The organism is Rhodococcus sp. P4_C10 (genome assembly GCF_056402135.1).
Map to the genome: position 1 here is coordinate 1 of NZ_JBFUHZ010000017.1, position 13,919 is coordinate 13,919.

Annotated in this window: 14 protein-coding genes; 11 read left to right on the plus strand and 3 right to left on the minus strand. The window is 70.8% G+C overall.

Annotated features, from left to right (window positions below):
* The 3 genes from AC1DWC_RS14180 to AC1DWC_RS14190 all read left to right on the plus strand — a co-directional run.
* The coding region (locus tag AC1DWC_RS14180) for a ComEC/Rec2 family competence protein (protein ID WP_477908958.1) at window positions 1-1,818 on the plus strand (1,818 nt) is incomplete at its 5' end.
* The gene (holA, locus tag AC1DWC_RS14185; protein WP_477908960.1) at window positions 1,815-2,783 is read left to right on the plus strand and encodes a DNA polymerase III subunit delta; all 969 of its coding nucleotides are present in this window, start codon (window positions 1,815-1,817) and stop codon (window positions 2,781-2,783) included. The genes AC1DWC_RS14180 and holA, both read left to right, overlap by 4 nt.
* A gap of 38 nt (window positions 2,784-2,821) precedes the next feature.
* Entirely contained in the window at window positions 2,822-3,589 is a 768-nt protein-coding gene (locus AC1DWC_RS14190; protein ID WP_477908962.1) for a class I SAM-dependent methyltransferase, read from the plus strand.
* A gap of 129 nt (window positions 3,590-3,718) precedes the next feature.
* Here the strand turns inward: AC1DWC_RS14190 and rpsT are convergent, their stop codons facing one another.
* Entirely contained in the window at window positions 3,719-3,979 is a 261-nt protein-coding gene (gene rpsT / locus AC1DWC_RS14195) for a 30S ribosomal protein S20 (RefSeq protein WP_072844981.1), read from the minus strand.
* Between the two features lie 353 nt (window positions 3,980-4,332).
* On the opposite strand from rpsT, the gene AC1DWC_RS14200 reads away from it, so the two are divergent.
* Window positions 4,333-5,106 carry an aquaporin gene (locus tag AC1DWC_RS14200; protein ID WP_477908964.1) on the plus strand — a complete coding sequence of 258 codons (774 nt, stop codon included), beginning with the start codon at window positions 4,333-4,335 and terminating at the stop codon, window positions 5,104-5,106.
* A 117-nt stretch (window positions 5,107-5,223) separates the two neighbouring features.
* Here AC1DWC_RS14200 and AC1DWC_RS14205 read toward each other — a convergent pair whose 3' ends face one another.
* Window positions 5,224-5,790, minus strand: a complete 567-nt coding sequence (locus tag AC1DWC_RS14205) for a type II toxin-antitoxin system PemK/MazF family toxin (protein WP_477908966.1) — start codon at window positions 5,788-5,790, stop codon at window positions 5,224-5,226.
* A gap of 394 nt (window positions 5,791-6,184) precedes the next feature.
* On the opposite strand from AC1DWC_RS14205, the gene AC1DWC_RS14210 reads away from it, so the two are divergent.
* Window positions 6,185-6,421, plus strand: coding sequence for a PLDc N-terminal domain-containing protein (locus AC1DWC_RS14210; protein ID WP_477908968.1), 237 nt, complete (start codon window positions 6,185-6,187; stop codon window positions 6,419-6,421).
* A 528-nt stretch (window positions 6,422-6,949) separates the two neighbouring features.
* Here AC1DWC_RS14210 and AC1DWC_RS14215 read toward each other — a convergent pair.
* Window positions 6,950-7,183 carry a hypothetical protein gene (locus AC1DWC_RS14215; RefSeq protein ID WP_477908970.1) on the minus strand — a complete coding sequence of 78 codons (234 nt, stop codon included), beginning with the start codon at window positions 7,181-7,183 and terminating at the stop codon, window positions 6,950-6,952.
* A 525-nt stretch (window positions 7,184-7,708) separates the two neighbouring features.
* On the opposite strand from AC1DWC_RS14215, the gene AC1DWC_RS14220 reads away from it, so the two are divergent.
* The 6 genes from AC1DWC_RS14220 to rpmF all read left to right on the plus strand — a co-directional run bounded on the left by AC1DWC_RS14220 (window position 7,709) and on the right by rpmF (window position 13,917).
* Window positions 7,709-11,116 carry a pyruvate carboxylase gene (locus AC1DWC_RS14220; RefSeq protein ID WP_477908972.1) on the plus strand — a complete coding sequence of 1,136 codons (3,408 nt, stop codon included), beginning with the start codon at window positions 7,709-7,711 and terminating at the stop codon, window positions 11,114-11,116.
* Window positions 11,113-11,676: a 16S rRNA (guanine(966)-N(2))-methyltransferase RsmD gene (rsmD, locus tag AC1DWC_RS14225; protein WP_072844985.1), complete on the plus strand. Its 564-nt coding sequence runs from the start codon at window positions 11,113-11,115 to the stop codon at window positions 11,674-11,676. Before AC1DWC_RS14220 ends, rsmD begins: the two co-directional genes overlap by 4 nt.
* Window positions 11,673-12,164 (plus strand): pantetheine-phosphate adenylyltransferase, encoded by a 492-nt coding sequence (gene coaD / locus AC1DWC_RS14230; protein WP_477908974.1) that lies wholly within the window; start codon window positions 11,673-11,675, stop codon window positions 12,162-12,164. Before rsmD ends, coaD begins: the two co-directional genes overlap by 4 nt.
* 93 nt (window positions 12,165-12,257) lie before the next feature.
* Window positions 12,258-13,022: a DivIVA domain-containing protein gene (locus AC1DWC_RS14235; RefSeq protein WP_072844987.1), complete on the plus strand. Its 765-nt coding sequence runs from the start codon at window positions 12,258-12,260 to the stop codon at window positions 13,020-13,022.
* 95 nt (window positions 13,023-13,117) lie between these two features.
* Window positions 13,118-13,732, plus strand: a complete 615-nt coding sequence (locus AC1DWC_RS14240; RefSeq protein ID WP_072844988.1) for a YceD family protein — start codon at window positions 13,118-13,120, stop codon at window positions 13,730-13,732.
* A gap of 2 nt (window positions 13,733-13,734) precedes the next feature.
* Window positions 13,735-13,917, plus strand: a complete 183-nt coding sequence (gene rpmF, locus AC1DWC_RS14245) for a 50S ribosomal protein L32 (protein ID WP_072844989.1) — start codon at window positions 13,735-13,737, stop codon at window positions 13,915-13,917.
* The last annotated feature ends 2 nt before the right edge of the window (window positions 13,918-13,919 follow it).

A 13,919-nucleotide genomic window follows, 5' to 3' on the forward strand; every position in this document is an offset into this window, starting at 1 on the left:
GTGCTCCGGGCGGGCGGGCCGCCACGCTCGGTTGCCCAGGCGTCGTGGGCGCAGCGCGCGGCCGGGCTGGTCCGGCAGCGGTTCGCGGCCGCGTCCGCCGCGGCGCTGCCACCCGACCCGGCGGGCCTGCTGCCCGGTCTGGTGGTCGGGGACACCTCGGCGCTTCCGACGGGCATACGCGACGACTTCACCGTCGCCGGGCTGACCCACCTGACCGCCGTCTCCGGGGCCAACATCTCGATTCTGATCGGCGCGGTGCTGCTGGTCCTGCGGGCGCTCGCGCTGGGACCGCGGACCTGCGTGGCGGTCGCGGCGATTGCGTTGGTGGCCTTCGTGATCGTGGCCCGGCCGTCGCCGAGCGTGCTCCGGGCCGCGGTGATGGGGGCGGTGGGTCTGCTGGCCCTGGTCACCGGCAGGCGCAAGCAGGCGATGCCCGCGCTCGGCGCCGCGGTGATCGTGTTGCTCGCCGTGGCGCCGGCGCTGGCGGTGGACTTCGGGTTCGCGTTGTCGGTGGCGGCGACCGCGGCGCTGGTGCTGCTCGCGCCCGGCTGGGCGCAGGGGCTGCGGTCGCGCGGCTGGCCCCGCGCGGTCGCCGAGGCGGTGGCGGTGGCGTCCGCCGCGCACGTGGTCACCGCCCCGATCGTCGCCGCGATGTCCGGCACGGTGAGCACGGTCGCGGTCCTGGCGAACCTCGCGGCGGCGCCGGTGGTCGCGTTCGTGACGGTGGTCGGCGCGCTCGCCGCCCTCGGCGCGGCGGCCTGGCCGCCGCTCGGCGAACTGGTGGCGCACGCCGCCGGCCCCCCGCTGTGGTGGCTGCTGTGGGTGGCCCGCCGCGCCGCCGCCGTCCCGGGCGCGACGGTGTCGGTGCCCTCGGGACCGGTGGGCGCCGCCGTCGCGGCCGCGGCGATGCTCGCCCTGTGGGCGGCGGTGCGGGCGCGCCGGGTCCGGTGGCTGGTGGCCGCGGCGGTGCTGGGTCTGGCGGCCGTGTGGGTGCCGGTCCGGGTGGTGTGGCCGGGCTGGCCGGTCGGCGACTGGGTGCTGGTGGCGTGCGACGTCGGGCAGGGAGACGCCCTGGTGCTGGCGGCCGGCGGCGGCGCCGCGGTGGTGGTCGACGCCGGCCCCGACCCCGGCCCCGTCGCCGGGTGCCTGGACCGGCTCGGGGTGCGGGAGGTGGCGGCGGTGGTCCTCACCCACCTGCACGCCGATCATGTGGCCGGACTGCCCGGCGTGCTGCGGGGCCGCCGGGTGCAGGAGCTGGTGCTCGGACCGATGCGGTTGCCGGAGTACCGGTTCCGTCAGGTCCGCGACCAGGCCGCGTCGGCCGGGGTGCCGGTGCGGACGGCCCGGGCGGGGGAGCAGCTGCGGGTGGGACGGCTGACAATGTGGGTGCTCGGGCCGACCCTGCCCGCGCCGCGGGACCCGGCGGACGGCGCCGACGCGGCGAACGACCAGTCCCTGGTGCTGTCGGTGGACACCGACGTGGGCCTGGTCCTGCTCACCGGGGACGTCGAGGCGGACGGCCAGCGGGACCTGCTGCGGGACGGCGCGCCGGTGCGCGCGGACGTCCTCAAGCTGCCGCACCACGGTTCGCGCACCACCACGCCGGAGTTCCTGCGCGCCGTCGGGGCGCGTCTGGTGCTGGTCTCGGTGGGCGCCGGCAACACCTTCGGGCACCCCAATCCCGGGGTGCTCGAGGAGATCCGGCGCTCGGGCGCGACGGTGGCGCGGACCGACCTCAGCGGCGACCTCGCGGTGAGCCGCTCGGGCGGCGGGGCCACTGCCGTCAGCCACCGTCGGCGTGGGACCATCGTCCGGTGAGTCAGAGCACCCCGCCCGCGCAGCTGCACCTGGTCCTCGGAGACGAGGAACTGCTGGTCGAACGAGCCGTCGCCGCCATCGTCGCGGGGGTGCGGGCCGGCTCCGCCAACGGTGACGACCTGCCGGTGACCCGGCTGCGCGCCGGCGACACCAGCGGCCCCGAGCTGGCCGAGCTGCTCAGCCCGTCCCTGTTCGCCGAGGACCGGGTGATCGTGCTCGAGTCCGCGGCCGAGGCGGGCAAGGACGCGGTCGCCCTGGTGCTCGACGCGGCCGCCGCGCCGCCCGAGGGATTCGTGCTGGTCATCCTGCACTCCGGCGGCGGCCGGGCCAAGGCCATGGTCGGCGCGCTGCAGAAGTCCGGGGCGGTGACGCACGAGTGCGCGAAGCTCAAGGCCGGTGAGCGCACCGACTTCGTCCGTGGCGAGTTCCGCGCCGCGGGGGTGCGGGCGTCACCGGAGGTGATCGAGGTGGTGCTCGACGCCGTCGGCTCCGACCTCCGGGAGCTGGCCGCCGCGTGCTCGCAGCTCGCGTCGGACACCGGCGGCGTGATCGACGCCGCCGCGGTGCAGCGGTACTACTCCGGCAAGGCCGAGGTCTCGGGTTTCGACGTCGCCGAGCTGGCCGTCACCGGGGACCGGGCGGCGGCGATGGAGTCGCTGCGCTGGGCGATGCTGCGCGGCGTCCCGCACGTCCTGCTCGCCGACGCCCTCGCGGACGCGGTGCACACGGTCGCCCGGGTGGCCTCCGCCGGGCGCGGCGATCCGTTCCGGATGGCGTCCGAGCTCGGCATGCCGCCGTGGAAGATCAAGAAGGCGCAGGCCCAGGCCCGCGGCTGGCGACCCGAGACCATCGGGGCGGCGCTCGGCGTGGTCGCGCAGCTCAACGCGGACGTCAAGGGTGCGGCCGCGGACGCCGACTACGCGGTCGAGTACGCGGTGGCACGAATCGTGGAGTTGCACAACTAGATCCGGATCACCGTCGGCGGCGAAGGAAGCGAGACGACATGACGGAGAGCGCCCCTGACCCTGCGCTCGACCGAGCCCTGGCGCTGGTCCGGCCGGCCGACCTCGCCGCGGGTGCGCGCACGGACGAGGGCTTCCTGGACCTGATCGGCGACCGAAAGGCGCCGCGCCCGACGGCCGCGCAACACGCCATGAACAACGGCTTCGTCGCCGCAATCTACGAAAACCTCTGGCGTCCGGTGGGTGCGGCCGCGATGGGCGTGGGTGGCCTGTCCGGGGAGTCGGAGCGGGAGCGGGCCGCAGCCGACCTCGCGCTCGGCGGCGAGCAGCGCGTCCTCGACGTGGCGTGCGGGCCGGGGAACTTCACCCACTTCTTCGGGACGCAGCTCACCGGCGACGGGATCGCGGTGGGCCTCGACATCTCCCGGCCGATGCTCGCGCAGGCGGTCCGTCGTAACCGCGGAGAGCGGGTCGCCTACGTGCGCGGTGACGCCCGGCACCTGCCCTTCGACGACGGCACCTTCGACGCGGTGTGCTGCTACGCCGCGCTGTACCTGGTTCCGGAACCGCTGACGATCGTCAACGAACTGATCCGGGTGCTTGCGCCGGGAGGCCGGATCGCGGTGATGACGAGCTACGGGCGCGGACGCGAACCGGTGCGCTCGGCGCTGTCACTGGTCGCCGGGACCCTCGGCGTCCGGATGTTCGACCGTGACACGCTGCCGGCGATCTTCCACGCCGCCGGTCTAACCGGCGTGCGTCAGCAGTTCCACGGCCTCGCGCAGTTCCTCGGTGCAGCCAAGCCGTAGACCCTGCGCGGCGGCACCTGACTGTGAGCGGCCATACCACCGTGAGCTGTCACACCCGACGAAGAAGAGACGCGAAAAGCCGCCCGGTCGAGTGACCGGGCGGCTTTTCGAGCCGTAACGCGAGTTACGTCAGAGCTTGTTGGCGGCCAGCGCGAGGGCCGACTTCTTGTTGGCAGCCTGGTTGGCGTGGATGACGCCCTTGCTGGCAGCCTTGTCGAGCTTGCGGCTCACGCTGAGGAGGAGGGCGCCAGCCTTTTCCTTGTCACCGGCGGCCGCGGCCTCGCGGAAGGAACGGATCGCGGTACGCAGCGAAGACTTCACCGACTGGTTGCGCAGTCGCTGACGCTCGTTGGTACGGATCCGCTTCACCTGGGACTTGATGTTGGCCACGCGTAAAATCCTGTCGTCTTTGCTGGTTTCTGTCAAAGAAGCTTCGGGCGCACACGGGCGCCGAACTTCGAGATTACCAGGCATGGTTGTCTGATCCCAAACCGGCGCGCGAACGCTGGCCGCGCAGCTGCGGTCCGGGTCATGGTTACGGGTCTGGGTGTGTCGCACGGTGTTCGGTACCGGCGACGCAATGACACAGTACCCGCTCGACCGGACCGGGCCCGCATTGCGTGTTGCCTGGGTGTGTGCCGACACGCTAGTTGATCTTGTTGTTCCGGTCACATGCCTCGCGTAACGTCCGCCGAGAAGTCTTCTGGCACATCCCGACCTCACACTCGAAGCAAAGGTGGCACATGTCTCCTACAGCGCAGGAGTTCGTCGAGAAGGAACCGATCTCCGATGCGAAGAAGTACATCGCAGAAGGCATCGGCACATTTGTCCTGGTATTCGCCTCGGTCGGAACCGCGGTGGTGGCCGGCCCCAAGGTCGGCAACCTCGGCGTGGCGCTGGCTTTCGGTCTCACCCTGCTCTTCCTGGTCTACGCGATCGGCCCGATCTCCGGTTGCCACGTCAACCCGGCCGTCACCTTCGGGCACTTCCTGCTGGGACGCCTGAGCGCGGCGAAGGCCGGCCTCTACGTGGTCGCCCAGGTGCTCGGCGGTCTGGTTGCCGGCGTGGTGCTGTACTCGGTGGCCCAGAGCCTGCCGTCCTACGACCGTGAGTCGATGGGGCTCGGCGCCAACGGCTGGGGCGCGCACAGCCCGTCCGCCATCAAGGGCCCGCTCGGCGGGGTGCTCGAGAACGGCTACGGCATGGCCGCGATGATCATCGTCGAGGTCCTGCTCACCGCGTTGCTGGTGTTCGTGGTGCTGGCGTCCACCGACCAGATCTCGGACGTGCCGCTGGCCGGCATCTCCATCGGCTTCACCCTGGCGGTGATCCACCTGATGTCGATCCCGATCGACAACACCTCCGTCAACCCGGCGCGGAGCATCGCGGTCGCGCCGTACCAGGTCGGTGCGGTCCCGCAGTTGTGGGCGTTCATCGTCTTCCCGCTGGTCGGCGGCGCACTCGGGGCGCTGGCCTACCGTGGACTGTTCGGTCGCTACGACCGGCTGCAGTCCTGATCTGCTGATGTCCTGATCTGAGGACACTCTCCGGTCGGAGGGCATCGTGGCGCGGTCCGACCGCGCGGCGGTGCCCTCCGGCCGTTTCGGGACCAGGTTGTTCGAGACGGGTGGCCTTCAGCTCCAGCTGTAGTCGGAGCGCAGTCGCGCGGCGACCTTGTCGAAGCGCTTGCGGTCGAGGACGGCCCCCTCGCGGCGGATGCCGGACTCCGGGACGTCGAGCACCCGGTCCAGGCGAACCCAGCTGGGCCGCCCGTCCTCGTCCCACGGCCCGGCGCCCAGGCCCAGCCAGTTCCGCTCGTCGCCGCGGCCGGCGTTCGAGGACAGCATCAACCCCAGCAGGGTGCCGCCGTCGCGCCCGACCACCAGCACCGGGCGGTCCTTGCCCTGGCTGGCGTCCTCCTCGTAGGCGACCCACGTCCACACCACCTCGCCCGGGTCGGCGCGGCCGTCGAGATCGGGGGAGTACTCGACGCGTCGGGCGCGGTGCGCGGTCGGCACCGTCGTCGACGCCACCGGCCGCCCGGGTGTCACCGTCCGGGTCGGGTTGGTGCCCTTGGGTTTCCCGGCCTCGCCGCGTCCGCCCAGCAGACCCGACTTCTGCAGCTCGGCCAGCAGTCGGGGGCCGTGCTGTCGCGCCAGGTTGCCGAGTTGTGTGCCGATCGCCTTCCAGCTCTGTGCCATGGGGTTCAACCTAACCGTGCGCACGGACGCCCCTCGGTGCGGCCATGACGTGCCGGCGCCTGCCGCTGATTCGTGAGGAGTCCGCGGGTTTCGCGGGAGATTGTCCGTTCAGAAAGGAGATGTGGGTTTCCCACCAGGTCGGTTCGGAATCAGTGGGTCCGGGGGTTCCTCGGCAGGTGGCGGCGGGGCCGCGGACCGCCGCCATCCATCCCCAGCTTTCGAGCATGGGCACTGGGTAACGCCGGAAAGTCCAGCAGGTCACCATCCTTCGATGGTCGATCGAAGCCGGCTTTCGTTGCTGTGGAGTAGGAAGTTCTCGCGGTAGAGGCGAAGCCGGGCGCCGTCGTCGGCCGCTCCGGTAACGTCCGGCGGCAACCGCGGGGAGGATTCCGGCATGGATGACGGGACTGTCAGTCCGACGCTGCCACTGGCCTACGACATCGCCTTCACCGCCGTCGCAGTCGTGTGGATCGCGTTGACGACCGCGGCACTGGTCTCGGTGTCCCGCTCCGAACCTGATCGCGCCGGGTCGAGATACTGGTGGTGTGCGGTTGTCGTTGTGCTGCCCTTTCTCGGCGCCCTGGCCTGGTTCCTGTTCGGTGCTCCGCGACGCCAGGGCGCTCGGCGGTAGGACGCCCTGGGCACAGCACTTCCGGCCGCCAGTTCGGCGCGCACCACCTCGGCCGCGTCGACCGTGCTGCGCAGCGACGCCTCCACCTCCCCGCGGATCTTCAAGCCGCGGTCGGGGTTGACCCGGGGTCGTTGCACCGGCCTTCGGTGCCGCGCGCGGCGAGGCCGCAGTCGTCGAGCACCTCACCGAACTCGTCCCGGATTCTCGCCGGGTTCCCTCTCGCGCCCGCCTGCCGGGTCGGTGAGGCACGTGCCTCGCTTTGGGGGGTGTCCCTATGTTCTGTGTCAAGCGGTTGCGACAGCGGGCTTCGTTGGGAGAAGAGGGCTGAAGTCGGCGTTGCGGCTTGACGAGGAGTGCACCAGTCACCCCGACCATCACGAACAACACGGCGACGGCCATCGCCCATTGGTCGACGACTGAGGTTCCAAACAAGATGGAGGCGAGGGTGCCAATGGCGGCGAGAGAACGCGTTCGTGACCGCCAAGAACGAGAGAAAGCCCGGATGCATCGCGCGTCTGTCGAAGAACTCTAACGATCGAGCGGTGCTTCGAGCGCGACGTGGGGTTCCCAGCGATAGCACCACGTGGACAGCGGTCGGCCAGATTCGTTGAGCTCGGGGCCCACCCTGGCATAGACCTCGTTCGCGGAGGTGGTGATTGTTGGCGGCAGGGGGATCGAAACGTCCTTGGAGTCGCCATGTTGCGGTCCGCCGTAGAGCCACACCGTGACGACAGTTCGAGCGGAACGTGACTGATCACTCACAGGCTTGATTGTATTGGGGGTCCTGGATCTGCCCGGACAAACCCGGAAATGCTCGCCGGATAGACGCTACTTGCTGCGATAGGCGGGCTACTTCGCGCACTCGCTGAACGCCTACGGCCGCACGGGGGTGTCCCCATGTTCGTTGTCAGGCGGCTGCGGCGACCGGCGTCTGGTAGAAGGTCTTGTTCAGCTCGGCGACACCACCCCCCGGATCATTCGAGAGACAGGGGAGCGAAGTCATACCGGGCCTGGCGACCGTGGCCCCGCGGTGCGGGACTAGGAAGAAGGTAACGGGGGCTTCGGGGCTCCTCATGGTCCCGCCGGCGGACCGGTTGCATCGCGAGGACAGCCCTTCTGTACGCCCCATGAATTGGCTGTCACCGCAGTTCACGGGCGGTGCCGTGGATCGGTGAGGTCGCGCCCGGTACCGTACATGACCGATACAGGTGGCCTGTTATGCGGGAGATTCCCGAATTCTGGGACGCTGTCCGGTGAACCCCGCAAACGCAAGGGTAATTTTCAGCGATGTTCTCAAAAGTCTTGGTTGCCAATCGCGGCGAGATCGCGATCCGCGCCTTCCGCGCCAGCTACGAGCTCGGCGCCGGAACTGTCGCAGTTTTCCCGTACGAGGACCGCAACTCGGTCCACCGTCTGAAGGCCGACGAGAGCTATCAGATCGGTGAGCAGGGGCACCCCGTCCGGGCGTACCTCTCGATCGACGAGATCGTCGCCGCGGCGAAGAAGTCGGGGGCCGACGCGATCTACCCCGGCTACGGCTTCCTGTCCGAGAACCCGGACCTCGCCGCCGCCTGCGCCGCGGAGGGCATCACCTTCGTGGGTCCCTCGGCCGAGGTCCTCGAACTGACCGGCAACAAGGCGCGCGCGATCGCGGCGGCCAAGGCCGCGGGTCTGCCGGTGCTCAACTCGTCCGAGCCCTCCGCCGATGTGGAGGAGCTGCTGGCCGCAGCCGAGAGCATGCAGTTCCCGCTGTTCGTCAAGGCCGTCGCCGGCGGCGGTGGCCGCGGCATGCGGCGGGTGGCCGAGCCGGCCCAGCTGCGTGAGTCGATCGAGGCCGCGGCCCGTGAGGCCGAGTCGGCCTTCGGCGACGCCACCGTCTTCCTCGAGCAGGCCGTCGTCGACCCGAGGCACATCGAGGTACAGATCCTCGCGGACGGCCAGGGCAACGTCATCCACCTCTTCGAGCGCGACTGCTCGGTGCAGCGGCGTCACCAGAAGGTGATCGAGCTCGCGCCCGCCCCGAACCTGTCCGCCGAGCTGCGCGCGAAGATCTGCGCCGACGCGGTGGCGTTCGCCAAGGAGATCAACTACTCCTGCGCCGGCACCGTCGAGTTCCTGCTCGACACCCGCGGCAACCACGTCTTCATCGAGATGAACCCGCGAATCCAGGTGGAGCACACCGTCACCGAGGAGGTGACGGACGTGGACCTGGTGCAGGCGCAGCTGCGGATCGCCTCCGGCGAGACCCTGGAAGACCTTGGGCTGAGCCAGGATTCGATCAAGCTTCGCGGTGCCGCGCTGCAGCTGCGGATCACCACTGAGGACCCGGCCAACGGATTCCGCCCCGACACCGGCCGGATCACCGCGTACCGCACCCCCGGCGGCGCGGGTGTCCGGCTCGACGGCGGCGCGAACCTGGGTGCCGAGGTCGGCGCGTACTTCGACTCGATGCTCGTCAAGCTGACCTGTCGCGGCCGCGACCTGCCCGCGGCGGTGGCCCGGGCGCGGCGCGCGGTCACCGAATTCCGGATCCGTGGCGTCGCCACCAACATCCCGTTCCTGCAGGCCGTCCTCGACGACCCGGACTTCAGGGCCGGCAAGGTCACCACCTCGTTCATCGAGGAGCGGCCGCAACTGCTCACCTCACGGGCGTCGGCGGACCGCGGAACCAAGATCCTCAGCTACCTCGCCGACGTGACGGTGAACAAGCCGCACGGCGAGCGTCCGACGACGGTGTACGCACGAGACAAGCTGCCCGCGATCGACCTCTCGACGCCGCCGCCCGCCGGCTCCAAGCAGCGCCTGATGCAGCTCGGCCCCGCGGGCTTCGCGGCGGCGCTGCGGGCGCAGGACGCGCTGGCCGTCACCGACACCACCTTCCGGGACGCGCACCAGTCGCTGCTGGCCACCCGGGTGCGCACCGGTGGCCTGCTCGACGTCGCCGGGCACGTCGCCCGGATGACCCCCGAACTGCTCTCCGTCGAGGCCTGGGGCGGCGCGACCTACGACGTCGCGCTGCGGTTCCTGCACGAGGATCCCTGGGAGCGGCTCGCGGCCCTGCGTGAGGCGATGCCGAACATCTGCCTGCAGATGCTGCTGCGCGGGCGCAACACCGTCGGCTACACGCCGTACCCGGAGACCGTCACCCGCGCCTTCGTCCGGGAGGCCACCGACACCGGCGTCGACATCTTCCGGATCTTCGACGCGCTCAACAACGTCGACCAGATGCGCCCGGCGATCGAGGCGGTCCGCGAGACCGGCACCGCGGTCGCCGAGGTCGCGCTGAGCTACACCGGCGACCTGTCGAACCCGAACGAGAACCTCTACACCCTCGACTACTACCTGAAGCTGGCCGAGCAGATCGTCGACGCCGGCGCCCACGTGCTGGCGATCAAGGACATGGCCGGACTGCTGCGCGCGCCCGCCGCGGCAACCCTGGTCACGGCGCTGCGAAGCAACTTCGACCTCCCGGTGCACGTGCACACCCACGACACCCCGGGCGGCCAGCTGGCCACCTACCTCGCGGCCTGGCAGGCCGGGGCGGACGCCGTCGACGGTGCGAGTGCGGCGATGGCGGGCACCACCAGCCAGCCGTCCCTGTCCGCGATCGTCGCGGCCACGGCCCACTCGTCGCGCGACACCGGTCTGGACCTGCAGGCCGTCTGCGATCTCGAGCCGTACTGGGAGGCCCTGCGAAAGGTGTACGCGCCGTTCGAGTCCGGGCTGCCGTCCCCGACCGGACGGGTGTACACCCACGAGATCCCCGGCGGTCAGCTCTCGAACCTGCGCCAGCAGGCGATCGCGCTCGGCCTCGGCAACCAGTTCGAGGAGGTGGAGGCGAAGTACGCCGCCGCGGACCGGATGCTCGGCCGGCTGGTGAAGGTCACCCCGTCCTCGAAGGTGGTCGGCGACCTCGCCCTGCACCTCGTCGGGTCGGGCGTCTCGACCGAGGACTTCGCGGAGAACCCCGCCGCCTACGACATCCCGGACTCGGTGATCGGCTTCCTGCGGGGCGAGCTCGGCCAGCCCGCCGGCGGATGGCCGGAGCCGTTCCGCACCAAGGCCCTCGCCGGCCGCGGCAGCGCCAAGCCGGAGACCGAACTGACCGAGGTGGACAAGGCCGGCCTCGACGGCACCTCGGACGAGCGCCGCAGCACCCTCAACCGGTTGCTGTTCCCCGGCCCGGCGCGGGAGTTCATCGCCCACCGGGAGAAGTACGGCGACACCTCGCAGCTGTCGGCCAACCAGTTCTTCTACGGCCTGCGCCGCGGCGAGGAGCACCGAGTCCAGCTCACCCCGGGTGTGGAACTGCTGATCGGGCTGGAGGCGATCTCCGAGCCGGACGAGCGCGGCATGCGCACGGTGATGTGCATCCTCAACGGCCAGTTGCGTCCGGTGTCGGTGCGCGACCGGTCGATCGCCAGCGAGGTGCCGGTCGCCGAGAAGGCGGACCGCGGCAACCCGGGCCACGTGGCCGCGCCGTTCGCGGGCGCCGTCACCCTCGTCGTCGCGGAGGGCCAGCACGTGGCCGCGGGCGACACCATCGCCACCATCGAGGCGATGAAGATGGAGGCCGCCATCACCGCGCCCCGGGGCGGATCCGTCACCCGGCTCGCCGTGGCGCCGGTGGCGCAGGTGGAGGGCGGCGACCTGCTGGCCGTCATCACGATCGGTGGGGAGGACAGCCCGCAGTGACTCGGATTGTCGCCGGCACCGCCGGCGGGCGTCGGCTGAAGGTGCCCACCCAGGGCACCCGGCCGACGTCGGAACGGGTACGCGAGGCCCTGTTCAGCGCGCTGGCGGCGCGGATCGACCTCGACGGCGCCAGCGTGCTCGACCTGTACGCCGGCTCGGGGGCGCTCGGACTCGAGGCGCTCTCGCGCGGCGCCGGGCACGTGCTGCTGGTCGAGACCAACGCCAAGGCCGCCGCCGTGGTGCGCGAGAACATCACCGCGCTGGGCCTGCCCGGCGCGGTGGTGCGCACCGCGCCGGCGTCCGCCGTGGTCGCGGGCCCACCCGACCGCGAGTACGACGTGGTGTTCCTCGACCCGCCGTACGCGGTGGGGGAGGACGAGGTGGCCGCGGTCCTCGCCGGGCTGGCGTCCGGCGGCTGGGTCGGCGAGGGCTCGCTGGTGGTGTTCGAGCGCGGCGTCCGGGCCCCGGAGACGGTGTGGCCGTCCGGATTCGAGACGGAGCGGGTCCGCAAGTACGGCGACACCCGGGTCGAGATCGCCTGTTACGGTCTGCAGTCATGAGCAGTGCGGTCTGCCCCGGTTCCTTCGACCCCGTCACCAACGGTCACCTCGACGTGATCGGCCGTGTCGCGGCGCAATTCGACGAGGTCATCGTCACGGTGATGATCAACAAGAACAAGCAGGGCATGTTCAGCATCGACGAACGGCTCGAGATGATGCGGGAGGCCACCGCCTACCTGCCCAACGTGCGGGTGGACTCGTGGCACGGGCTGCTGGTGGACTACGCGAAGGCCAACGGCGCCGGGACGATCGTCAAGGGCCTGCGGGGCGCCAACGACTTCGACTACGAGCTGCAGATGGCGCAGATGAACCACAAGCTGACCGGCGTCGACACGCTGTTCATCGCGACCAACCCGGTCTACAGCTACCTGTCCAGCTCGTTGGTCAAGGAGGTCGCGGCCTTCGGCGGCGACGTCGCCGACATGCTGCCGGAGAAGGTGCACGAGCGGCTGCTGGCGCGGCTGGCGGAGCGTGCCGCGCAGCGGTAGGTCTTCGACACACCGGGCGTGGCGTCGCGTCTGGGGGCGCGGCTACGGCAGACTGGTAGCCGTCACTGTCGCCGTCGGGAATTGGGGTTAGGCGTGTACCGGGTATTCGAGGCGCTCGACGAGCTCGTCGCGATCGTGGAAGAGGCGCGTGGGGTGCCGATGACGGCGGGCTGCGTCGTCCCGCGCGGCGACATGCTCGAACTCCTCGACGACGTGCGCGACGCCATCCCCGGGGAGCTCGACGACGCGCAGGACGTGCTCGACCACCGCGACAAGCTGGTCGGCGACGCCCGGACCAATGCGGAACAGACGGTCTCGTCCGCCAACGAGGAGGCCCACACCACGCTGGCCGACGCCCGCGCCGACGCGGACCGGATCCTCGCCGACGCCAAGGCCAAGGCGGACCGGATGGTCGCCGAGGCGCAGGCGCACGCCGAGCAGCTCGTCGGCGACGCCCGCGAGGAGGCGGACCGGACCGTCGCCGACGGCCAGCACGAGTACGACACCCTGACCTCGCGGGCCGCCGCGGAGGCGGAACGGATGATCGAGTCCGGCCGGTCCTCGCAGGAGCGGTCCGTCGCGGACGGTCGCGCGGAGCAGGAGCGCCTGGTCTCGGACACCGAGGTGGTCAAGGCGGCGCACGCCGAGTCCGCCCGGGTGATCGACGCGGCGCACGCCGAGTCCGACCGGCTCCGCGGGGACTGCGACCTGTACGTCGACACCAAGCTGGCGGAGTTCGAGGAGTTCCTCACCGGCACCGTCCGCTCGGTGGGCCGGGGCCGTCAGCAGCTGCGGACCGGGACCGGCATCCCGACCTACGACGAGCCCGACGAGCGCCCTTCCGAGCGTCGCCGGTAGCCGCCCGGCCGGACACGATTTCCCCTGCAGGCGCCCCATCGCGTACCGTTGAGTGGTTGCCCATTCCGGTTGGTTAGACGACGAAAGAGTGTTGCGTGTCCTCCCACAGTTCCGGCTCGCCCCGTCTGCACGACGGCGGTTTCGTGTTGGACGTCCGCTCTCTCGGCCGTCGGCCGGGGTCGACGCGGACGTTGACCAGGTCGGTGCCCGCCAAGTCCCGGATCGGCCTCGACCTCGTCGCGGTCCCGGTCGGTGCCGAGGTGGAACTGGACGTGCGCCTCGAGGCCGTCTCCGAGGGCGTGCTGGTCACCGGCACCGTCCGGGCGGACACCGAAGGCGAGTGCTCGCGGTGCCTCGAGCCGTTCACCGGTGAGCTCGACATCTACCTCACGGAGCTGTTCGCCTACCCGAACAGCGCCACCGAGGAGACGACGGAAGAGGACGAGGTGTACCGGATCGTCGACGACCTCGTCGACTTGGAGCCGGCCATCGTCAACGCCGCCGGACTAGAACTTCCGCTGCAGCCATTGTGCAGCGAAGACTGCCAGGGTTTGTGCCCCGAATGTGGGGTCCGCCTGGCGATTGCAGAATCAGGGCATGGGCATGAGATACTGGATCCTCGCTGGGCTGCCCTCGCGGGGAAAGTCGACGCTGATGCAGCATCCCAGTCCAGCAAGAGTCGAGTGAACACCGAAGCCGAGGAGAAGTAGAAGTGGCTGTCCCCAAGCGCAGAATGTCGCGGTCCAACACCCGGTCGCGTCGCAGCCAGTGGAAGGCCACCGCGCCGACCCTCATCACGTGCGCAAACCGCAGCTGCGGTGAGAAGACCCTGCCGCACATCGCGTGCCCGGCCTGTGGAACCTACAAGGGTCGTCAGGTCACCGCTGCGGTCTAGTC